At 66.5% G+C, this 21139-nt stretch carries 18 protein-coding genes; 10 read left to right on the forward strand and 8 right to left on the reverse strand.

The window, feature by feature from the left end:
* The first annotated feature begins 270 nt into the window (after positions 1-270).
* Both AZC_RS01680 and typA read left to right on the forward strand, forming a co-directional pair.
* Entirely contained in the window at positions 271-510 is a 240-nt protein-coding gene (locus AZC_RS01680; RefSeq protein WP_043878760.1) for a hypothetical protein, read from the forward strand.
* Between the two features lie 179 nt (positions 511-689).
* On the forward strand, positions 690-2510 hold the full coding sequence (typA, locus tag AZC_RS01685; protein WP_012168862.1) for a translational GTPase TypA: 1821 nt from the start codon (positions 690-692) through the stop codon (positions 2508-2510).
* 94 nt (positions 2511-2604) lie between these two features.
* Here the strand turns inward: typA and AZC_RS01690 are convergent, their stop codons facing one another.
* Together AZC_RS01690 and AZC_RS01695 are read right to left on the reverse strand one after the other, a co-directional pair.
* The gene (locus tag AZC_RS01690; protein WP_043879915.1) at positions 2605-3156 is read right to left on the reverse strand and encodes a GNAT family N-acetyltransferase; all 552 of its coding nucleotides are present in this window, start codon (positions 3154-3156) and stop codon (positions 2605-2607) included.
* A gap of 210 nt (positions 3157-3366) precedes the next feature.
* Complete coding sequence (locus AZC_RS01695; protein WP_012168864.1) at positions 3367-4497, reverse strand: type III PLP-dependent enzyme; 1131 nt, start codon at positions 4495-4497, stop codon at positions 3367-3369.
* Positions 4498-5405: 908 nt separating this feature from the next.
* Between AZC_RS01695 and hemA the strand changes: the two genes are divergently transcribed.
* From hemA to AZC_RS01710, 3 genes are all read left to right on the forward strand, one after another.
* Positions 5406-6683, forward strand: a complete 1278-nt coding sequence (hemA, locus tag AZC_RS01700) for a 5-aminolevulinate synthase (protein WP_012168865.1) — start codon at positions 5406-5408, stop codon at positions 6681-6683.
* A gap of 247 nt (positions 6684-6930) precedes the next feature.
* Positions 6931-7620 (forward strand): lysozyme inhibitor LprI family protein, encoded by a 690-nt coding sequence (locus AZC_RS01705; RefSeq protein ID WP_043878761.1) that lies wholly within the window; start codon positions 6931-6933, stop codon positions 7618-7620.
* Positions 7621-7915: 295 nt separating this feature from the next.
* Entirely contained in the window at positions 7916-8677 is a 762-nt protein-coding gene (locus tag AZC_RS01710) for a DUF6683 family protein (protein WP_081433869.1), read from the forward strand.
* Positions 8678-8728: 51 nt separating this feature from the next.
* On the opposite strand, the gene AZC_RS01715 is transcribed toward AZC_RS01710, so the two are convergent.
* On the reverse strand, positions 8729-11002 hold the full coding sequence (locus AZC_RS01715; protein WP_081433870.1) for a transglycosylase domain-containing protein: 2274 nt from the start codon (positions 11000-11002) through the stop codon (positions 8729-8731).
* A gap of 245 nt (positions 11003-11247) precedes the next feature.
* Here AZC_RS01715 and AZC_RS01720 point away from each other — a divergent pair, with 245 nt between their 5' ends.
* Positions 11248-14052, forward strand: coding sequence for a [protein-PII] uridylyltransferase (locus AZC_RS01720; RefSeq protein WP_043878763.1), 2805 nt, complete (start codon positions 11248-11250; stop codon positions 14050-14052).
* Positions 14053-14076: 24 nt separating this feature from the next.
* On the opposite strand, the gene AZC_RS25340 is transcribed toward AZC_RS01720, so the two are convergent.
* Entirely contained in the window at positions 14077-15234 is a 1158-nt protein-coding gene (locus AZC_RS25340; protein WP_012168870.1) for a hypothetical protein, read from the reverse strand.
* Between the two features lie 284 nt (positions 15235-15518).
* Between AZC_RS25340 and AZC_RS01725 the strand changes: the two genes are divergently transcribed.
* Together AZC_RS01725 and AZC_RS01730 are read left to right on the forward strand one after the other, a co-directional pair.
* A complete protein-coding gene (locus AZC_RS01725; protein WP_012168871.1) occupies positions 15519-16217 on the forward strand; it encodes a L,D-transpeptidase in 699 nt (232 codons plus the stop codon).
* Positions 16218-16815: 598 nt separating this feature from the next.
* On the forward strand, positions 16816-17985 hold the full coding sequence (locus tag AZC_RS01730) for an MFS transporter (RefSeq protein ID WP_012168872.1): 1170 nt from the start codon (positions 16816-16818) through the stop codon (positions 17983-17985).
* A gap of 6 nt (positions 17986-17991) precedes the next feature.
* Here AZC_RS01730 and AZC_RS01735 read toward each other — a convergent pair whose 3' ends face one another.
* A complete protein-coding gene (locus AZC_RS01735) occupies positions 17992-18324 on the reverse strand; it encodes a TM2 domain-containing protein (protein WP_043878764.1) in 333 nt (110 codons plus the stop codon).
* A gap of 297 nt (positions 18325-18621) precedes the next feature.
* On the opposite strand from AZC_RS01735, the gene hpf reads away from it, so the two are divergent.
* Both hpf and ptsN read left to right on the forward strand, forming a co-directional pair.
* The gene (hpf, locus tag AZC_RS01740; protein WP_012168874.1) at positions 18622-19218 is read left to right on the forward strand and encodes a ribosome hibernation-promoting factor, HPF/YfiA family; all 597 of its coding nucleotides are present in this window, start codon (positions 18622-18624) and stop codon (positions 19216-19218) included.
* Between the two features lie 193 nt (positions 19219-19411).
* On the forward strand, positions 19412-19876 hold the full coding sequence (gene ptsN / locus AZC_RS01745) for a PTS IIA-like nitrogen regulatory protein PtsN (protein WP_012168875.1): 465 nt from the start codon (positions 19412-19414) through the stop codon (positions 19874-19876).
* A 64-nt stretch (positions 19877-19940) separates the two neighbouring features.
* Here the strand turns inward: ptsN and AZC_RS01750 are convergent, their stop codons facing one another.
* The 3 genes from AZC_RS01750 to AZC_RS01760 all read right to left on the reverse strand — a co-directional run bounded on the left by AZC_RS01750 (position 19941) and on the right by AZC_RS01760 (position 21108).
* Positions 19941-20282 (reverse strand): hypothetical protein, encoded by a 342-nt coding sequence (locus AZC_RS01750; protein ID WP_043878766.1) that lies wholly within the window; start codon positions 20280-20282, stop codon positions 19941-19943.
* A 73-nt stretch (positions 20283-20355) separates the two neighbouring features.
* Positions 20356-20742, reverse strand: a complete 387-nt coding sequence (locus AZC_RS01755) for a cupin domain-containing protein (RefSeq protein ID WP_043878767.1) — start codon at positions 20740-20742, stop codon at positions 20356-20358.
* Between the two features lie 99 nt (positions 20743-20841).
* Positions 20842-21108 (reverse strand): DUF1150 family protein, encoded by a 267-nt coding sequence (locus AZC_RS01760; RefSeq protein ID WP_012168878.1) that lies wholly within the window; start codon positions 21106-21108, stop codon positions 20842-20844.
* Positions 21109-21139: the final 31 nt, after the last annotated feature.

A 21139-nucleotide genomic window follows, 5' to 3' on the forward strand; every position in this document is an offset into this window, starting at 1 on the left:
CCAACTCCACCTGCGCCGTTTCCGTCCATGGCCGTCGAGTGGGGAAATAACAAGGCCTCTCGCGCGTCCCGGCGGACGTGCCGCGCCCCCCGGGCGCCGGAACCCGGCGAGGACGGGATGTGTTATGATGCGACCCATCGCGACGCCGTGCGGAAGCCCCGCCGCCCGCGAGCCGGTGAACCGGGCGGCCATTCCCGGAAAAGCTCATGTTCCCGCCGGCGCGGACGAAAAGGAACGGCGCGCGACCTCTCCAGACAAGGAGGCACGCTCATGACGCCGAACACAGCACAGGACAAGCCGGTCAAGCTGCAATACTGGCCGAGCTCCCACACGGTGGACGCCCCCGACAGCTGGCCGGAGCCCTATGGCTTCGACACGGTGGAGGATGCGGTGGTGTTCGCCATGACCCAGTCGCCGGCCAATCGCGAGCTGGCCTGGCTGCGCACCGACAAGGGCGAGGTGATGAAGCCCGACCAGATCTACCGCCGCTGGGCGTTGCGGGCGATCTGAGACCTGTGCGAACCACAGCGCAGGGTTGCGTTTAGCCGGCGGATCAATCCCGCTCCCGCCCGTGCGCCCGGAAATGCGCACGGGCGTTGATCTCCGCCGGGTATCGTGTATTTTGCGCCGCAAAATCAAGGAAGCGGGTTCGAGCCAATCGGGCCCGCGTTTTGCTGTTCAGGAACCCCATGCAGCTGCGCAACATCGCCATCATCGCCCACGTCGACCACGGAAAGACCACGCTGGTGGACAAGCTCCTCCAGCAGTCCGGCTCCTTCCGCGAGAACCAGCGCGTGGCCGAACGCGTGATGGATTCGAACGACCTCGAAAAAGAGCGCGGCATCACCATTCTCGCCAAGGCGACCTCGGTGGTGTGGAACGACATCCGCATCAACATCGTGGACACCCCCGGCCACGCCGACTTCGGCGGCGAGGTCGAGCGCATCCTCTCCATGGTGGACGGCGCCATCGTTCTCGTGGACGCGGCCGAAGGCCCCATGCCGCAGACCAAGTTCGTGGTCGGCAAGGCGCTGAAGATCGGCCTCAAGCCCATCGTCGCCATCAACAAGGTGGACCGTCCCGACGGGCGTCCGCAGGAAGTCATCAACGAGGTGTTCGACCTGTTCGCGGCGCTGGACGCCAATGACGAGCAGCTCGACTTCCCGATCCTCTACGGTTCCGGCCGCGACGGCTGGATGGCGCTGACCCCGGAAGGCCCGAAGGACGAGGGCCTCGGCCCGCTGTTCGAGCTCGTGGTCAAGCACGTGCCCCCGGCGAAGACCGAGGACGGCGCGTTCCGCATGCTCGGCACGCTGCTGGAAGCCAACCCCTTCCTCGGCCGCATCATCACCGGCCGCATCGCCTCCGGCACCGTGAAGCCCAACCAGTCCATCAAGGTCATCGACCGCGAGGGCAAGCTGGTCGAGACGGGCCGCGTCTCCAAGATCCTCGCTTTCCGCGGCATCGAGCGTTCGCCGATCGAAGTGGGTGAGGCGGGCGACATCGTCTCCATCGCCGGCCTCGTGAAGGGCTCGGTGGCCGACACCTTCTGCGATCCCTCGGTGGATACGCCCATCCAGGCGCAGCCGATTGATCCGCCCACCGTCACCATGAGCTTCATCGTCAACGACAGCCCGCTCGCGGGCACCGAGGGCGACAAGGTGACGAGCCGCATGATCCGCGACCGCCTGTTCAAGGAGGCCGAGGGCAACGTCACGCTGAAGATCGAGGAATCCGCCGACAAGGATTCGTTCTTCGTCTCCGGCCGCGGCGAACTCCAGCTCGCCATCCTCATCGAGACCATGCGCCGCGAGGGCTTCGAGCTCGCCGTGTCGCGTCCGCGCGTCGTCTTCTCCCAGGATGAGGACGGCAACACGCTGGAGCCGATCGAGGAAGTCGTCATCGACGTGGACGAGGAATATTCCGGCACGGTGGTGCAGAAGATGTCCGAGCGCCGCGCCGAGATGGTGGAGATGCGCCCCTCCGGCGGCAATCGCCAGCGCCTCCTGTTCCACGCTCCGACCCGCGGCCTCATTGGCTACCAGTCCGAACTGCTGACCGACACCCGTGGCACGGCGATCATGAACCGCCTGTTCCACTCCTATCAGCCGTTCAAGGGCGACATCCCCGGCCGCATCAACGGCGTGCTCATCTCCAACGAACAGGGCGAGGCGGTGGCCTATGCGCTGTGGAACCTGGAAGATCGCGGCCCGATGGTGATCGAGCCCGGCTGGAAGGTCTATCAGGGCATGATCATCGGCATCCACAACCGGGACAACGACCTGGAAGTGAACGTGCTGAAGGGCAAGAAGCTCACCAACATCCGCACCACCTCCAAGGACGAGGCGGTGCGCCTGACCCCGCCGATCCGCATGACGCTGGAGCGGTCGCTGGCCTGGATCCAGGACGACGAGCTGGTGGAAGTGACGCCCAAGTCCATCCGCCTGCGCAAGCGCTATCTCGATCCGAACGAGCGCAAGCGCATGAAGGGCAAGGTGGACGTCGCCTGACGTCCAAGCCCGTCTGAAACGAGAAAAGCCCCGGTGCGCGCACCGGGGCTTTTCTTTTGTCTGCTTCATCCGCCTTGGCGGGCAGGGCGCTCGTTCAGGCCGAGCGCTTGGCGGTCGCCGCGATGAGCGCGTCGAGGGAGGGCTTCTCCGCCGGCAGGCCGGTGGGGCTGATGAGGCCGCGGGCGCCGTCGAGCGCGCCGGGCTTCAGTTCGAGGCCGAGCAGGCGTGCCGGATCGAACGGGCCGGGCATCCAGAGCCCGCTGGTCTTCTGTGCCGAAAAGCCGAAGCGCGCATAATAAGGCGCATCGCCCACCAGCAGCACGGCGTCGTGGCCGAGCGCTTCGGCGCGTTCGAGGGCCGCACGCATCATCTGGCCGCCGAGGCCGCGATCGCGGAACCAGGGGTGGACCGCGAGCGGGCCGAGCAGCAGCGCCGGTCGGGCGGGTCCGGCGGAGACGTGCCACAGGCGCACCGTTGCCGCCAGCCGGCCGTCCGGCCCATGGGCGGCGAGCGCCAGACCCTCCGCCGGCAACCGGTCCTCGCGGATCCGCTCGGATGCCTTCTCGAACCGCTCCGGCAGGCAGAGGTCCAGCAGGGCCTCGCGTGCGGCGGCTTCTTCCCGTTTCTCAGCGACGATCTCGATCATCGACATCTCCCGTGCCGCCTTCAGCGGCCGAAGGATGCCCATCCGGCGCAGCAAGCCGCGCCAGCCCGAAGGCTTATGGAAGGGGTGCGGAGGAAAAAGGGGACCCGCCCCTCGGGAAAGCACGGGCGAGGCCACCCGCGCGGCGCGGCGGAAGCCGCGCGCCGTTGGCGCCTCGCCCGGAGCCGGCGGCGTTGCTGCCGCCGGCTGCGATCAGATCACGTAGGACTTCAGCGGCGGGAAGCCATTGAACGCCACCGCCGAATAGGTGGTGGTGTAGGCGCCGCAGGCCTCGATGAGCACCTTGTCGCCGATGGACAGCGACAGGGGCAGTTCCACCGGTGTCTTCTCATAGAGCACGTCGGCCGAATCGCAGGTCGGGCCGGCGAGGACGCACGGGGCGGTGTCGTCCCCGTCGCGCGGCGTGCGCAGCGGGTAGCGGATCGCCTCGTCCATGGTCTCGGCGAGCCCGCCGAACTTGCCGATGTCCAGATAGACCCAGCGCATGGTGTCGCTCTCGGCCTTCTTGGAGATCAGCACCACCTCGGTCTCGATGATGCCGGCATTGCCGACCATGCCGCGACCGGGCTCCATGATGGTCTCGGGGATGGCGTTGCCGAAATGGCGGCGCAGCGAATCGAAGATCGCCTCGCCATAGGCCTGCGCCTTGGGAACATCCTGAAGATACTTCGTCGGGAAGCCGCCGCCGAGGTTCACCATGGAGAGCGAGATGCCGCGCACGGCGCACTCGCGGAAGATATAGGCCGCAGAGCCGAGCGCCTGATCCCAGGCATGCACGTTCTTCTGCTGCGAGCCCACATGGAAGGACACGCCATAGGGCGAGAGGCCGAGGCGGAAGGCATGCTCCAGCACGTCCGGCGCCATCTCCGGGACGCAGCCGAACTTGCGCGAGAGCGGCCATTCGGCGCCCGCGCCGTCGCAGAGGATGCGGCAGAACACGCGCGCGCCGGGGGCAACGCGGGCGATCTTCTCGACTTCCTCGTAGCAGTCGACCGCGAACAGGCGCACGCCGATCTTGTAGGCGCGCTCGATGTCGCGCTCCTTCTTGATCGTGTTGCCGAAGGAGATGCGGTCGGGGGTGGCGCCGGCGAACAGCGCCATCTCGATCTCCTGCACCGAGGCGCAGTCGAAGCACGAGCCCAGCTCGGCGAGGGCCTTCAGGATGGCCGCGTCGGGATTGGCCTTCACCGCGTAGAAGACACGGGTGTCAGGCAGCGCACGGGCGAACGCAGTATAGTTCGCGCGCACCACATCGAGGTCAACGACGACGCAGGGACCATCCTCACGTCGGTTCCGAAGGAATTCGCGGATGCGATCGGTCATGGCAACCTCCCGTGACCTAGAAGCCTCGTGAAGCGCGGCCTTCGCCGCGCGACGACAGTCAGGCGGATCGCGACGTTCACCGCCGCCAATCCGGGGCACGCGCACCTGCGTCCGGAGGCGTGATGGAAGCGCCTTCGTCCGACGGGCCGTACCCGCTTCGCCGGGTTCTCACCGGCCGCAAATCGCGCCGAGCGGCACCGCTCCCTTCGCGCGGCAAAAACGCCAGGCGTTGGGAAGATGATGCGCACGATTGGAAAGGGAATTCCCTCTCCGCACGGCCGGCAAGATGTAGTGCCTCTTCAGTAACCCCGACCTTTGGAGGGCCGGCAGAGACCAAAAAAGCCCGCTACGTCGTTGCTTCAAGTCACGTCCCCTGCTGAGAGCAGGGTGGGCCGGTTCCCTCCGGCTACCGATCTGGCTGGCGGCTTTCCGGCCTCTTGTCCGGACTTCCGCCGATCGGCACGCAACCACAGGCACGTGCGAAATTGGGCAGGACGCGATTTAGGGAAATTCGCTCGCCTTCGCAAGCGGCAATTTCGCGGCAGGGCGCCTCATTTTGCGCCTATCTGGGAGCATCGCCGGCTCAGGGTCGTCCGATCGGCTCCAAAATGGCGCGAACGCACGACGGCCTTTGGGAAACGCCGGTGCCACGCAGCGCCGCATGCCTCCCCTGCGCAGGATGCGGCCCGCTTGAGGGGTCCGGGGCGTGCAGAGAGAAATGTTATTTTTATCAATAACTTAGACGGGCGTGTCGCCAGCGGGTGCCCGTGCTGTCATGACGACGATCACGATGGCGCGCCCTTGGGCACCCTGCGGCTTTCCCGCACTTGATCGAGCGCAAGGGAGGGCGCAAGGTGCCAGCATAAGATTAGAAAAGTTCGCGTCCACGTTCCGCCCCCGGATATCGAATGAGCTACGATCACTTCTTCGCCGACGCTGTCGATGCGCTTCGCCGCGAGCGTCGTTACCGCACCTTCGCCGATGTCGAGCGGGACGCCACGCGCTTCCCCCGTGCCACGTGGCACTCGCCCGGCGGCCCGCGGGAAATCGTCGTGTGGTGCTCCAACGACTATCTGGGCATGGGCAGCCACCCCGCCGTGGTGGAAGCCATGCGCGAGACCGCGCTGCGCCGGGGGGCAGGCGCGGGCGGCACGCGCAACATCTCGGGCAACAGCCACGAGATCGTCCTGCTGGAGCGTGAACTGGCCGACCTGCACGGCAAGGAGCAGGGCCTCGTCTTCACCTCGGGCTATGTGTCGAACGCCACGGGCATCTCGACCATCGCCAAGCTGATCCCCGACTGCGTGGTGATCTCGGACGAGCTGAACCACAATTCCATGATCGAGGGCGTCCGCCAGGGCGGCCGGCAGAAGTTCATCTTCCGCCATAACGACCTCGCCCATCTGGAAGAGATCCTCCAGGCGGTCGCGGACCGGCCGAAGCTGATCGTCTTCGAGAGCGTCTATTCCATGGATGGCGACATCGCGCCCATGGCCGCCATCTGCGATCTGGCCGAGCGCTACGGCGCCATGACGTATCTCGATGAGGTCCACGCGGTGGGCATGTATGGCCCGCGCGGCGGCGGCGTTGCCGAGCGCGACGGCGTCATGGACCGCATCGACGTGATCGAGGGCACGCTGGGCAAGGCCTTCGGCGTGGTGGGCGGCTATCTCACCGGCAAGCGGGTGGTGATGGACGCCGTGCGCTCCTATGCCCCGGGCTTCATCTTCACCACGGCCCTGCCGCCGGCGGTTGCCGCCGCCGCCACGGCCTCCATCCGGCATCTGAAGGCCTCGAACGCCGAGCGCGACGGCCAGCGCCGTCAGGTCGCCAAGGTCAAGGCGGCGCTCGCCGCCGCCGGCCTGCCGCAGATGGAAACCCCCACCCACATCGTTCCCGTGATGGTGGGCGACGCGAAGGCCTGCAAGGCCGCCAGCGACGTGCTCCTCAACGAGCACAACATCTACATCCAGCCCATCAACTATCCCACCGTGCCGCGCGGCACGGAGCGCCTGCGCATCACGCCGACGCCCTTCCATAACGACAAGCTCATCGCGCACCTCGCCGATGCGCTGAACGACGTGTGGAATCGCCTCGACCTGCCGCGCGTGCGCGACACCGGCAGCGAGCGCCGCCTCGTGGCGGCCGGCGCGGCATCGCTCGCCATGCCTACCGCCGGCGGCTGAGCGCACAGACAGAAATCTTGTCCTTTCCAAAGCCCGGCCGTCGTGCCGGGCTTTTTGCTGTGGGGGAGCGTCTCTGCCGCAGCCGGCGGTCGATCGCTTGCTTGCGTCCAGGGCGTCCGGAATGCCATCTGAACGGTGTCGGTCCCGCGCGGTGGAGGCGCGGGGCCGCGCGTGATGCGTCTGTCCGGAGAGCCCCATGCTGCCCGCCCATGTCGCCCGCCGCCGTTTGTGCCAGAGGGGCGCTGGCATGGCGCTTCTCCTCCTGTGTGCCGCGGCCGCTGGCACGATTCCGGCCCGAGCCGCTTCCGATGGGCCGTCCTTCGACTGCCGTGCCGCCCGCTCCAAGATCGAGAAGGCCATCTGCGCCGATCCGGCCCTTTCGGCGCTGGACCGCCGCATCGCGGCCGCCTACCAGAAGCTGCTTGCCGCCCTCGATGCGCCGGGCCGCACGGCGCTGCGCATGGACCAGCGGACGTTCCTTGAAGCGCGCGACATCCAGGCCCGCCGCAGCGATTATGACCTGAAGGCCGATCTCACCGGCCGCGCGGCTTTCCTCGAATCCATCGAGCCCGTCCCGCGCGCCGGCTTCGCCGGCACCTGGACCAACGTCTATGGCGACGTCAGCGGCAGCACGGCCGGAAGCGGCTTCAAGGTGGAGATTTCCACCGTGCAGCCCTATCCGAGCTATCCCACCTGCACGCTCTCGGCCTCCGGCGCCGTCTCGGGCAATACGCTGCTCGTCGGCGGCAGCGAGGAGGAGCGCAAGGACAATGACGGCTGGACGGTGAAGCTGACCCGCGAGGGGGCCACCCTGTCCGCCGAGCTCCAGCGCCCCCGCGAGGCGGAGTTCGGCAGCCCACCCTTCTGCGGTTTCCGATCCACCATCGACGGCAGCTTCTTCGCCACGCGCCAACCGTCCGGGAACCCGGCCCGCTAGAGCACGCGCCGGTCAGGTTGCAACGCTATCTGATCGGATCACGCGGTCTCTTTCTTGAGGTTAGAGGGCGCGTGATCGCGCTGACCGGTCTGCCACGGGCGGCGTTCATCTCTGGTCCATGCAGCCGCCTTTACCCATCCCGTGGAGCCGGCTGCGGCTCCGGGGACGGGAACCCGGCCATCCGCCCGGCGTTCTGCGCTCTCGGCTGACGGCGCACCCTCCATGGAGAGCGCGTCCGCCGGGAGGCCGATGCGTCGTCCGTCTCCCTTTAACGGTTCGAGGACGGGAGCCCGGCATGAGGCGGTTTGTGAGGGTCGTGGCGCTGGCCGCTCCGCTGATCTGGGGCGGGCCGGCCGGCGCACAGGTCGTGGACGGCTGGGGGTGGAGCATCATCATCCCCTCCATCACCGGCACCGATGTGCTCGGCCTCCACCTGCGCGACCTGAGGCGGCAGGATGAGGAGCGGGCCCGCCGCGCGGCGCAGGGCCAATCGGCTGTGCCGCGCAGCCAGCCGGCGGTCGACACCGCTGTCCTGCGCTACACGCCATCAAAGGCCCGCCGGGCCGCGAACCTCGCCGGCATGGTCGAAAAGACACGGGCGAGCGATCCAGCCGGCGCGGCTGACCTCCAGAAGCTGTTCGCGGAAAGCGACATCATCGCCAGCATCGACGCGCGCCTCCGGCCGCAGGGCTTGAGGGTGGATGACCTCGGCGATGCCTTTGCCGTCTGGTGGACGACCGTCTGGGCCGCCGCGCGGGGGAGCAACGATACGCCGCCTCCGCGCACCGTGAACGCGGTGCGGCGGCAGGCCGCCGAGGCGTTGAGTGGCGCCGATGGCATCCGGACGGCCACCGATGCGCAGAAGCAGGAACTCGCCGAAGCGCTGCTGGTCCAGGCCGTCCTGATCGACGGCGCCGTCGATCAGGCCAAGGGAAATCCGGCGCAGATGCGTCAGGTCAGCGCCGCCGCGCGCAAGATCGCTGGCGGAATGGGGCTCGACGTCGGCGCGATGCAGCTCACGGAAAAGGGCTTCGTCCTCGCCGTCGGCAGCCGGTGACGTCCCCGCTGCCGACGCCTCGCAAGGCGTCGGTGGTGCGAGGTGGCCGGGTCACCTGCGGCCGCCGAGGAAGGTGTCCACGAACCAGCGGTCGAGCGTCATGGGCTCATCCTGCTGCGGGCGCGGCTGCTGGGGCGGGAGGTTGCCGACGATGGCCGGCGGCGCCTCGTCCGGCACCTGGCCGGGGGGCAGCATGCCGCCCTGCTGGCCGAAGCCGAAGGTGCCGGAGGCCACATAGCTGCGGCCGGCACCGGGCAGTTCGGTGGGCGGCAGGTCCTTGTGGGCCACCTTCATGTAGCGGCTCCAGATCTCCGCCGGCAAATTGGCGCCTGAGGCCTTCTTGGTGGGGGAGGAATCGTCATTGCCGATCCACACCGCCGTTACGATGCGGGCCGTGTAGCCCACGAACCAGGCGTCGCGATAATCCTGCGAGGTGCCGGTCTTGCCGGCGGCATCCCAGCCGGGCAGCTCGGCGCGGCGGCCGGTGCCCACCGCGATGGTCTGCTCCAGCATATGGTTCATCATGCCCACATAGGCCGGATCGATGACCCGCCCCGGCCCCGAGGTGGAGCGGGAATAGAGCATCTTGCCATCCGGTCCCTTCACGCTCTCGATCACGTAGGGGATGACGCCGATGCCGCCATTGGCGAAGGGCACGTAAGCGGAGGCCAGCTCCAGCACGGAGACTTCCGACGTGCCGAGCGCGATGGACGGGTTCGGATCGAGCGTCGAGGTGATGCCGAGCCGGTGGGCGGTCGCCACCACCGCTTTCGGCCCCACTTCCAGCGCGAGGCGCACGGAGACCGTGTTCAGCGACATGGCGAGCGCCTGCTGGAGCTGAACAGGGCCGAGATACTGGTGGCTGGCATTCTCCGGCTTCCAGCCCTTGAGCTGGATCGGCCCGTCCTCGCGCACCGTCTCGGGAGTCAGGCCCTTTTCCAGCGCGGTGAGATAGATGAAGGGCTTGAAGGAGGAGCCCGGCTGACGGCGCGCGGTGACGGCGCGGTTGTACTGGCTGTCCTCATAGGAGCGCCCGCCCACCAGCGCCTTCACGGCCCCGTCCGTGTCGAGCGAGACCACGGCGCCCTGACCGACGCCGTATTTCTGGCCCTGCTTGTTCAGCGCATCCGTGAGCGAGGCCTGCGCCGTCTGCTGGAGCACGGGGTCGATGGTGGTGCGCACGATCACGTCGCCGGGCAGCGTGCCCACGTAGGAATCGAGCTGGTCCATCACCCAGTCGGCCACATAGCCGATGGAATCGGGCGTCGAGGGCTTGGCGAGCGTCGCCGGGCGGGCGAGGGCCACCTTCGCCATGTCCTCGGTGATGAAGCCCTGCTCGCGCATGGCGGCGAGCACGAGATTGGCGCGGTCCTGCGCGGCCTTGAGGTTGCGCGTGGGCGCAAGGCGCGAGGGGGCATTGACGAGGCCCGCCAGCATGGCCGCCTCCGACAGGGTGACGTTGCGCGCCGACTTGTTGAAGTAGCGCTGCGCCGCCGCCTCGACGCCATAGGCGCCGTTCCCGAAATAGACGCGGTTCAGATAGAGATCGAGGATCTCGGTCTTGGTGAACTTCTTCTCCAGCCACAGGGCCAGCACCAGCTCCTGGATCTTGCGGGAGAAGGTGCGCTCCTGCGTGAGGAAGAGGTTCTTGGCGAGCTGCTGGGTGAGCGTGGAGCCGCCCTGCCGCACGCGGCGGGAGACGGCATTGGCGGCCATGGCGCGGGCAAGACCCCAGATGTCGAGGCCGAAATGGTCGTAGAAGCGCCGGTCCTCGATGGCGACGAAGGCCTTGGGCAGATAGGCGGGCAGTTCCTTGATGGGCACCGCCGCCCCGCCCATGTCGCCGCGCGTGGCCAGAGGCTTGCCGTCGAAGGACTGGATCATGACGGTGGGCGGGCGCTTGGGCACCATCAGCGTCTGCATGGGCGGCAGCTTGGAGGCCTCATAGGCCACCAGCGCGCCCACACCAACCGCCGCCCACAGCCCCAGGATGAACAGCCACTTGATGAGGCCGAACAGGGAGAAGAAGCCGCGCTTGCGGCGCCGCTCGGATTTCGCCTTGCCGCGGCCGCCCGAGGAGGTGGAGCCCTTGGAGGTTCGGGACGAACCCTCGGTCTTGCTGCGGCGGGGGGCTGCGGCCATGTCCTCGCTTTCCGCGGCGTCGCCATCGAGGCTCGGCTCGACGCGCGCGCGCTGGTCCCGTGCCGGCCGGCCCCCGCCGGCGGCGTCCGCCTTGCGGGCAGGCTTGCGACCGCCCCCCGGCCGGTCTTCCGGATCGAGCCGGATGTCGAACGACGGCTCGGGCGATCCCGATGCTGCGCGCATCGAGGGTTCGCGCCGTTCCTGCCCGCCCGTTCCGCGCCCAGCCATGAAGAGTCCCGTCATCCGTTGCGTGAGAGGAGACCCTCAAAGACCTTCGATTGCGGCCATTTAAGGTTCGGTTACCCGATCATCCCCGATGCCGGTGCAATTCCCGCGCGGGCGTGGCGTGCAAGCCTCGCGCCGTGACGGCGCCGCAGGATTGGGCTAAGCCAGAGAGAGAAGCCCCGTCGGGCAGCCTGAAGACATCCATGACCGCACCGCGCCCCTCCCGCCCTTCCCGCACCATCGGCGAGCCCTTCGAGGGCACGCGTCTCAAGGCGGAGGTGCTGGCGCTTGCCAAGGCCCACGCCGGCCCCAAGGCGGACCTGCGCCCGGCGCTCGTGGCCCGGCTGAAGCAGGCGATGGCCGAAGGCCGCGCCGAGGCCGAGCGCCTCCTGAATGCGGACGGCTCCGGCCGCATGTGCGCCATCCGCCTCTCGGCCCTTCAGGATGCCGTGATCGCCGCCGCGCATGAGGTGGCGACCACCGTCATGTATCCCATCGACAACCCGAGCCGGGCCGAGCGCATGGCTGTGGTGGCGGTGGGCGGCTATGGCCGCGGCATGATGGCGCCGGGCTCGGACACCGACATCCTCTTCGTGCTGCCCTACAAGCAGACGGCCTGGGGCGAGAGCGTCGCCGAGGCCATGCTCTACATCCTGTGGGACCTCGGCCTGAAGGTGGGCCACGCCACCCGCTCGGTGGACGAGTGCCTGCGGCAGGCGCGCGCCGATGTCACCATCCGCACCGCCATCCTCGAATCCCGCTTCCTCGTGGGCGACAAGGCGCTGTTCGAGGATCTGGAGGCGCGCTTCGACAAGGAGGTGGTGGAGGGCACCGCCGCCGAGTTCGTCGCCGCCAAGATGGCCGAGCGGGAGGAGCGCCTGCGCCGCGCCGGCACGTCGCGCTATCTGGTGGAGCCCAACGTCAAGGAGAGCAAGGGCGGCCTCAGGGACCTGCACACGCTCTTCTGGATGGCGAAATACGTCTATCGCGTCCATTCCACGGACGAACTGGTGGCGAAGGGCGTCTTCACCAAGGAGGAGGCCCGCCTCTTCACCCGCTGCGAGGATTTCCTCTGGTCGGTGCGCTGCCATCTGCACTTCCTGACCAACCGGGCCGAGGAGCGCCTGTCGTTCGACGTGCAGCGCGAGATGGCCGAGCGGCTCGGCTACACCTCCCATCCCGGCCAGCAGGATGTGGAGCGCTTCATGAAGCACTACTTCCTGGTGGCGAAGGAGGTGGGCGACCTCACCGCCATCCTCTCCGCCGCGCTGGAGGCGCGCCACGACAAGAGCGTGCCCGGCCTCAAGGGCATGGTGGCCCGCCTGCGCGGGGCGCCCAAGCGCGTGAAGCTGAAGGAGAGCGCCGATTTCTGGATCGACAACGAGCGCCTCAATGTCATCGACGACGAGGTGTTCCGGCGCGATCCGGTGAACCTCATCCGCCTGTTCGCCATCGCCGACAAGCGCGACGTGAACTTCCACCCGGATGCCCTGCGCCTCGCCGCCCGCTCGCTGAACCTCATCGACGGCAAGCTTCGGGAGAATCCGGAGGCGAACCGGCTGTTCCTCGACGTGCTGTGCTCGAAGAACGCGCCCGAGGAAGTGCTGCGGCGGATGAACGAGACCGGCGTTCTGGGGCGCTTCGTGCCCGAGTTCGGCAAGGTCGTCGCCATGATGCAGTTCAACATGTACCACCACTATACGGTGGACGAGCACCTGCTGCGCTGCATCGGCATCCTCTCGGAGATCGAGCGCAAGACCAATCCCGAGAACGGCCTTGCCAACGATCTGATGGCCACTATCAAGCCGCGCCATCTGCTCTATGTGGCGCTGCTGCTGCACGACATCGCCAAGGGCCGGCCCGAGGACCACTCGATCGCCGGCGCCCGCATCTGCCGCAAGCTGTGCCCGCGCTTCGGCCTCTCGGCGGCCGAGACGGAGACGGTGGCCTGGCTGGTGGAGCAGCATCTCGTCATGTCCACCGTCGCCCAGTCGCGCGATCTCTCCGACCGCAAGACCATCGAGAATTTCGCCGCCGTGGTGCAGAACCTCGACCGCATGAAGATGCTGACCGTGCTCACCACGGCGGACATCCGCGCGGTCGGCCCCGGCGTGTGGAACGGCTGGAAGGCGCAGCTCCTGCGCACGCTCTATTACGAGACCGAGCCGGTGCTGACCGGCGGCTTCTCGGAGGTGGACCGGGGCAAGCGCGTGCAGGTGGCGCAGGCCCAGCTCCGCCACGCGCTGGCGGACTGGACCGACGAGCAGTTCTCAACCTATGCCGCCCGCCATTACCCGCCCTACTGGCTGCGGGTGGACCTTGAGACCAAGGTGCGGCACGCCCGCTTCATCCTGGCCACCGAAGAGGCGGGCAAGGCGCTCGCCACCTGCGCGGAGATCGTGGCGGAGCGGGGCATCACCGTGCTCACCGTTCTGGCGCCGGATCATCCCAAGCTCCTGTCGGTGATCGCGGGGGCCTGCGCGGCGGCGGGGGCGAACATCGTGGATGCGCAGATCTCCACCACCACGGACGGCCTCGCGCTCGACACCATCGCCGTGCGCCGCGCCTTCGACCGGGACGAGGACGAGGAGCGCCGCGCCGGCCGCATCCGCGACGCCATCGAGAAGGCGCTCACCGGCGAGGTGCGCCTGCCCGAAGTGATGGCCAAGAAGCTGCCGAAGGCCCGCCGCACCTTCTCGGTGGAGCCGGAAGTGACGGTGAACAACACCTGGTCCAACCGCCACACGGTGGTGGAGGTCTCCGGCATCGACCGTCCGGGCCTCCTGTTCGAGCTCACCAACACGCTCTCGCGCCTCAACCTCAACATCGCCTCGGCGCATGTGGCGACCTTCGGCGAGCGGGCGGTGGACGTGTTCTACGTGACCGACCTCATGGGCGCGAAGATCACCGGCGCCGCGCGGCAATCCACCATCCGGCGCGCGCTGATCGGCGTGTTCGAAGGCTCCTTCGACGAGGAGGAGCCGCCGAGACGGGTGGTGCGAGTGTGAGATTCGAATTGATTATAATATAAATCACGAAGTTGTCGAAAATTTTCTCTTAACGTCAAGAAGATATGTATAAGGAGAGGCTCGGCGTATTTTTTTGGATGCTAAATGATTTTTAATTGCTACGTCTGTAATAGCTATTGCGGCCCCGGCCGCAATCAATGTTGTCCCTGTTATTCCGGTCAAGCATCCAATTGCGCTTCCGGCTGGAAGGGTATATGTCACAGCCCTCTGGAACCCTTCCCAAATAGAAGAAATTCCGACGTCATTTAATTCGTCTTTCAGTGACTCTAATTTTGGTCTAATTTTTTTAGAATATGTGTCTTTTACATTTTCTTTTAGATCTGTTTCTGTTTCAAATAGGGGTAATTTGGCGGATATTTCGCTAAATTGCGCCGATAGCTCCGCTATTTGAGTTTCACGGGATCGGCGGAAGTTTATGATTTTTTGGATATCCGTCTGAGGATCTATGCGAATTGTTTCCATTACAAATGAAACAAGTGCGCCTTTTGAGTTATCTTTGCCTTCCGGTAAATTTTTATTGATGTCAGATAAAACGGATTGTAAGCTAAATCCTAGCGGCATTTCCTCATTCGTTAGTGCTGATAAGCCGGTATCTTTAGCTAGAAGAGATGCTAGGGCGGACATGTAAAATGCCGCAAAAAAATTGTCAACAATTAACCAGTTATCTTCATTTCCGGATCTTCCGTAATAGTGCATGATCTCGCGTAGTTCTGGCGCGAATTTTAATGGTTTATCACTGTTCGGGCTTGAATTAGTTGGTGAATATTTCATTTTTTCAATAAAATTTATTAGCATATGCGAGAATTTTTTCGGGTGGATATGTGCGCTCCGGACATTGTCGCGGACAATATTTCCGGCCATTTCAGCCTTGAGCAGGGTGTGAGCGTTAGGGTCTTCAGATCCGACTTTACATGTCAGGCTGCCCTCCACTAGGTTGATTATTTTGGTTGCTAGACTATCTAGAGTCTGAGGATAAAGTTCGCATCGTAGCGGCTCAATTATTCCTTCTTCATAAAGTATATGAGTGTCCTTGTTCTGGTATGGATTTTCTATAGATAATGGAGCGATTGTTTTTATTCTATCCCAAAATATGATGGCGGATCTTATCCATTCCCTGTCTGGAATGTCGATGTGAGGATAATATAGTGCGGATCCAAACATTCTAATTCCTCAATATTAAAAGTTTGTTTTGAACATTTTATGTACCCTCCGATCGCGAGGGTTGTGTGCTGATTTTGGCGTAATTTTGTATTGAGATTAAACGAATATCAAGTGCGTGCTGCTTTCCCGGTCGTTCAGGAAACAGATAGGGGTGTTCGTGGTTTGGTGAGCGTTCCTGCCCACCCCGCTTGCAACCCGCCCCGCAAGGCGGCAATGTCCCGCGCTGAAAAGGGCCAGGCCCGTGGGGCCGGCTCACGCATCGGAATACGGGATACCGCCAGATCATGATCAGGAGCGCTGGACCTTTCTCGTCAGCCCCCCATAAGGGAGAGGCGCCGCGTGCCGGCCTCTCCCGCCGCGCGTTTCTGGCCGGCTCGGCCGTCAGCCTCGGCGCGCTGGGGCTCGCCGGCTGCGCCTCGCAGGACGGCATGACGCTGGCCGAGGCGCAGAAGCTCTACGGGCCGGTGCCGGACAAGAAGTTCGCCATCCCCGCCGCCGACGTCAGCAAGGTGGACCCGAAATACTTCCGCCGCACCGTGCCCTACGAGACCAAGGAAGCGGTGGGCACCATCATCGTCGATCCGGCCAATTACTACGTCTACCGCATCGAGGAAGACGGCAAGGCGACCCGCTACGGCGCCAATGTGGGCCGCGACGGCTTCCGCTGGAACGGCGAGGCCTATGTGGGCCGCAAGAGCGAGTGGGCCACCTGGACCCCGCCCAGGGAGATGATCAAGCGCCAGCCCGAGGCGGCCAAATGGGCCGGCGGCATGCCCGGCGGTCTCGACAATCCGCTCGGCGCGCGCACGCTGCATCTCTACCAGAACGGCAGCTACACGCTCTACACCATCTATGCGACCTCCGACCCGGAGACCATCGGCTCCGGCATCACCAGCGGCTGCGTCGGCCTGCTCACGCAGGACATGATCGACCTCTATGACAAGACCCCGGTGAAGACGAAGGTCATCGTCCTTCCGGCCTGAGGCTGAGGCGGGGCAGGGGGCTCCGGAGCCCGCTCTGAAGTTTGAAGGGCGGCGTCTTTCGGCTTTTCCGGCTGCCCCGGTTTCCCCCTCCCCAACCCTCCCCCGCAAGCGGGAGAGGGAGCCTGTCGCGCTCGCCGTCATGACCCGCCTGAAATCCGGGCGGACAAGGCCCTCTCCCGCTTGCGGGGGAGGGTTGGGAGGGGGCAGGCTGAGCGGCACACAGGGACGCCGCCCCCATACACATACGCCCTCTCCGCTCGTCATGGCCGGAGGTGATCCGGCCACCCACGGCGCTGGTCCGGATACCTCCCGCCGTCGCACTGGCGGCCCGGCGTGAATGCGCGGGACAAGCCCGCGCATGACGGCGCGCCAAGGGAACAGGGCGTGCTCGGGCTGGAAGGGAACGGGGGAGCGCACGCCGGCCGTCCGCCACCCGGCCCGCCATCCGCCACGCAGTACCCACAAGCCCCCAACCGCGCCACCGAAACGGTTCCGCCGCCGCGCCGCATGGCTGCCTCCCGCAGGCGTCACTTGCTGCATCGCAGCAACCCGCGCATCCTGAGGGCAAATCCCGAAACGTCAGCTCGGCCCGCCCCCGATGCCCTTGTCCCTGCTTTCGCTTGCCGTCGCCGCCTTCGGCATCGGCACCACCGAATTCGTCATCATGGGCCTGTTGCCCGATGTGGCCCGCGACCTCGGGGTGAGCATTCCCGATGCCGGGCTGCTGGTGTCCGGCTATGCGCTGGGCGTCGTCATCGGCGCACCGCTGCTCGCCATCCTCACCGCCCGCCTGCCGCGCAAGGCGACGCTGGTGGGCCTCATGGGCCTGTTCATCGTCGGCAACGTCCTCTGCGCCCTCTCGCCCACCTACGGGCTGTTGATGGGCGCGCGCATCGTTACCGCCTTCTGCCATGCCGCCTTCTTCGGCATCGGCTCGGTGGTGGCGGCCGATCTCGTGCCGCGCAACAAGCGCGCGCAGGCCATCGCGCTCATGTTCGCCGGCCTGACGCTCGCCAATGTGCTGGGCGTGCCGGCGGGTACCGCGTTCGGCCAGTGGCTCGGCTGGCGCGCCACCTTCTGGGCGGTGGTGGGAATCGGCCTTGCCGCGCTCGTCGCGCTGGTGCTGCTGCTGCCCGGCCGCATCCCCATGAAGCAGAGCCGCATCCTCACCGAATTCCGGGTGCTGAAAGACCGGCAGGTCTTCCTCGCCATGGTCATCAGCGTGGTGTGCTCGGCGAGCCTGTTCAGCGTCTTCACCTACATCTCGCCGCTGCTGCGGGACGTGACGCATTTCTCTGCGGAAGCGGTCACCGGCGCGCTGCTGCTGTTCGGCGTCGGCCTCACCGCCGGCAACATGCTGGGCGGGCGGCTCGCCGACTGGCGGCTCATGCCCTCGCTCATCGGCACGCTGGTGGTGCTGATCGTCGTGCTCGCGGCCTTCACCGGCACCAGCGCCTCGACGGTCCCGGCGCTGGCGACGCTGCTGGTGTGGGGCGTGCTCGCCTTCGCCCTCGTGCCGCTGCTGCAATTGCGGGTGGTGGATACGGCGCATGCGGCGCCGAATCTTGCCTCCACCCTCAATCAGGGCGCCTTCAACCTCGGCAACGCCATCGGCGCCTGGATCGGGGCGGTCGCCATCACCCATGGCATCGCCTACCAGCATCTGCCGCTGGTGGGCGTGGCCCTGAGCACGACGGCGCTGGGCCTCAGCCTGCTCTCCGCCCGGCTGGACCGCCCGGCGCTGGAGGGCGTGCGGGAGGGCGCCTGAGCGCCCTCAGCCCTGCGGCAGCACGGCGCGCGGGGCGGTGGCGAGCTGGGCGACGCGCTCCACGATCATCTGCTGGCGCATCCGCTCGCGCTTCTGGCGGGCAAGGCCGGGGATGAGGAAGCCGTCCACCAGCAGCCAGATGAAGCCGATGCCGATGAAGAAGGTGAGGATCTGGATCACCGCCGTGCCCGCGCGCCCGAGATAGAAGCGGTGGGCCGAGACGATGCCGAGGAAGATCCACAGGAGATAGGCGACGACAAGGCTCGGTCCTTCGTTGGCGAGCCGGGTCTCGATCAGGATCTGCTCGTCGATGGACAGGTTCGGTGTGGCGTCCGTCATGGGAAGGCTCCTTCGTGGCGATCCGTCGCGGACCTGATCACCTTCTCGCGTGCGCAGCGGTATCTGGCAAGGTGGCGCGGCCGGGCCGAAGCGCCGCAAGGCCCGGCGAATCCTGGCCCCGCCGGGCGCCGGCGGGGAAGCGGGCCCTGCGCCGTCAACAGCTTCCAGAACGGAATGACGCTCCGTTGACAGTTCTCCAAAGCGCTCCTACCACTGATAGGCCGGCCGGTTTGCAAGAACAAAGGCGCAGGCGGCGGAGGGCACTCCGTCACTTGCGCCCAACAGGGATCAAATCGCATGGCTCTTCGTGTCTCGGGAAAGAACATGGACGTCGGTGAAGCGCTCAGGCAGCGTTTTTCGGACCGCGTCTCCGAGGTGGTCGGCAAGTATTTCGATGGTGGGTGGTCCGGCCACGCCACTGTCTGCCGCGAGGGGTCGGGCTACAGGTCCGAACTGCTGCTCCATCTCGATTCGGGCACCAATCTCCAGGCCCACGGCAATGCGCAGGAACCCAATGCCTGCGCCGATGCGGCCATGGAGAAGATCGAGAAGCGCCTGCGCCGCTACAAGCAGCGCCTCAAGGGCCGCCATCCCCAGCCGGTCAACGGCGTCGACAGCTACCTTGCCCAGAGCTACGTGCTCGACATCTCGCCCCTCGAGGAAGCCGAGGAGGAGGATATCGAGGGCTGGAGCCCGACGGTGGTGGCCGAGCATCCCACCCGCCTCAAGACGCTCTCCGTGCGCGATGCGGTGGTGGAACTGGAGGTGACGGGCGCGCCGGTGGTGGTCTTCCGCCATGCCGGACATGGCCGCGTGAGCGTCGTTTACCGGCGCGCCGACGGGCATGTGGGCTGGATCGACCCCTCCGCGATTTCGCCCGAGGAAAGCCATTGACCGACGTGGGGGCTTGGGACTAGCGTCCGCCGCCGTCTGTGGGGCCTGAGCCGGTCAGGTTGCGTGCGACCTGACCGGTGCGCCAGTCTCCACATCGCGTTGTCGGGGATGCTTCCCGATCCGGCCGGCATCCGGCCGGGCCGGGACGTGCCCTTGCCTCCACCCGGCCATCCGTCGTCAGGGATTTTACTGGATGCCCCTCGCCGATCTCGTGGCCCGCGAAGCGGTGTTCCCCTCCCTGAGGGCGAGCAGCAAGAAGCAGGCGCTTCAGGAACTGGCGCAGCACGCCGCGACCCTTCTGGGCCGCGATGCGCGCGAAATCTTCGAAACCCTCCTCCAGCGCGAGCGCCTCGGCTCCACCGGTGTCGGCAACGGCATCGCCATTCCGCACGGCAAGCTGCCCAAGCTGGACAAGCTCTTCGGTGCCTTCGCGCGGCTGGAGAAGCCCATCGATTTCGAGGCGCTGGACGGCGAGCCGGTGGATCTCGTGTTTCTGCTCCTCGCCCCCGAAGCGGCCGGCGCCGACCATCTGAAGTCGCTCGCCCGCATCGCCCGGATGCTGCGCGACCCCGCCACCGCCGACAAGCTGCGCGGCACCCGCGAGGCGGCGGACATCTACGCGCTCCTCACCACCACACCCGCCTCCGACGCGGCCTGAACGGCCAGCGCTGCTGCCTCCGCTGGGCGCCGCGTCTCTGTTCGGTCAGGATCGGCGAATGTCCTCAGGCTCGGCTGAAGGCGCGCCGGAGGGCCTCGAATTCCTGTTGGCTGATCGCGCCGTAGAGCGTGTCTCCCCCCTCGCGTTCGGGCGGCACATGGAGGGGTCTCTTGGGCAGCCGGTCGCCGTCGGGCCCGCCGGGAAACGCCAACCGGACACCGCCATCGGCGCGGATGTCGATGGCGCGGCGGCACACATCGTCGGCATCGCACTCGTAATAGCCGAGCGCCGGCAGATCGCTGGCGTCGGCCGGGTCTGAGAAGACCAGCTTCAGCCAGCGTGCCGGTGGGCCGAAATCCGGCAGATGATAAGGCACGCCGTTCCGGTTGAGGGCGGGCTGCGACATGGAGCTCTCGCGCCGGTGTCGGCTGCCATCCGCCGCCGCCTCGCGACGCACCCGATGGCAGCGCATCCACCGGTCAGAGATAGAATTGCGTTTCGAACAGCAGGCAGCCGTCCGGCCCCGCCTGGAAGGGGCCGTGCAGCGCGCCCGGCGGCCGACAGGCGAAGCTTGGCGCGTTGAAGGTTTCGGGCGTGTGGGGTGGGGTCTGGGCGGCAACGATCAGGCTGCCGCGGGCGACGAAGACTTCCTCGTAGAAATCGTGAACCTTCACCTCGTCGATGCGGGCATGGGGCGCCCAGCGCACGAGACGGTTCAGATGCCCCTTGCGGGCGGCCTCATCGATGCTGCCGGCGAGCACCTTGGCCTCGATGCCGGGGGCCACTTCCACCCAGCCGTCGACTTCGTCGATCTCGAAGAATTCCCGGTGTTCCTTGCCGGTGCCCGGGTCGATGGGAAACGCCATACCTGCCGTCCTGTTCGGCGCGGCGGGGGCCGCGCTGTCATCAGAACAGGCGATGTCGGCCATCAGGGCAAGGCCTTTCCCGCCCGGCCGGGGTGAGCGTCAGTGGACGCTCACCGTGGTCAGTTCGTTCTGGAACGCATTCGCCAGGGCGGCCTCACGGCTGTCGGTCAGCATGATCGGCGTGCCGTCGGCGGCGTGCAGGGTGAACAGCGTCAGGCCCGGCTGCATTTCGGGCGCCTGCGGGAACAGCCGCTGGGCGTCTTCCGACTTGATGGTCCGCAGATAGGCGATCTCGCCCCCGCCCAGCACGGCCAGTGCCTCGGGGGTCATGGGGATATTCGTCTCGTTGATCTTCTCGGTATTCATGATGCAACCCTCTCTTCCCGCAGCGCGCTTG

The sequence above is a fragment of the Azorhizobium caulinodans ORS 571 genome, from assembly GCF_000010525.1.
Lineage (GTDB): Bacteria > Pseudomonadota > Alphaproteobacteria > Rhizobiales > Xanthobacteraceae > Azorhizobium > Azorhizobium caulinodans.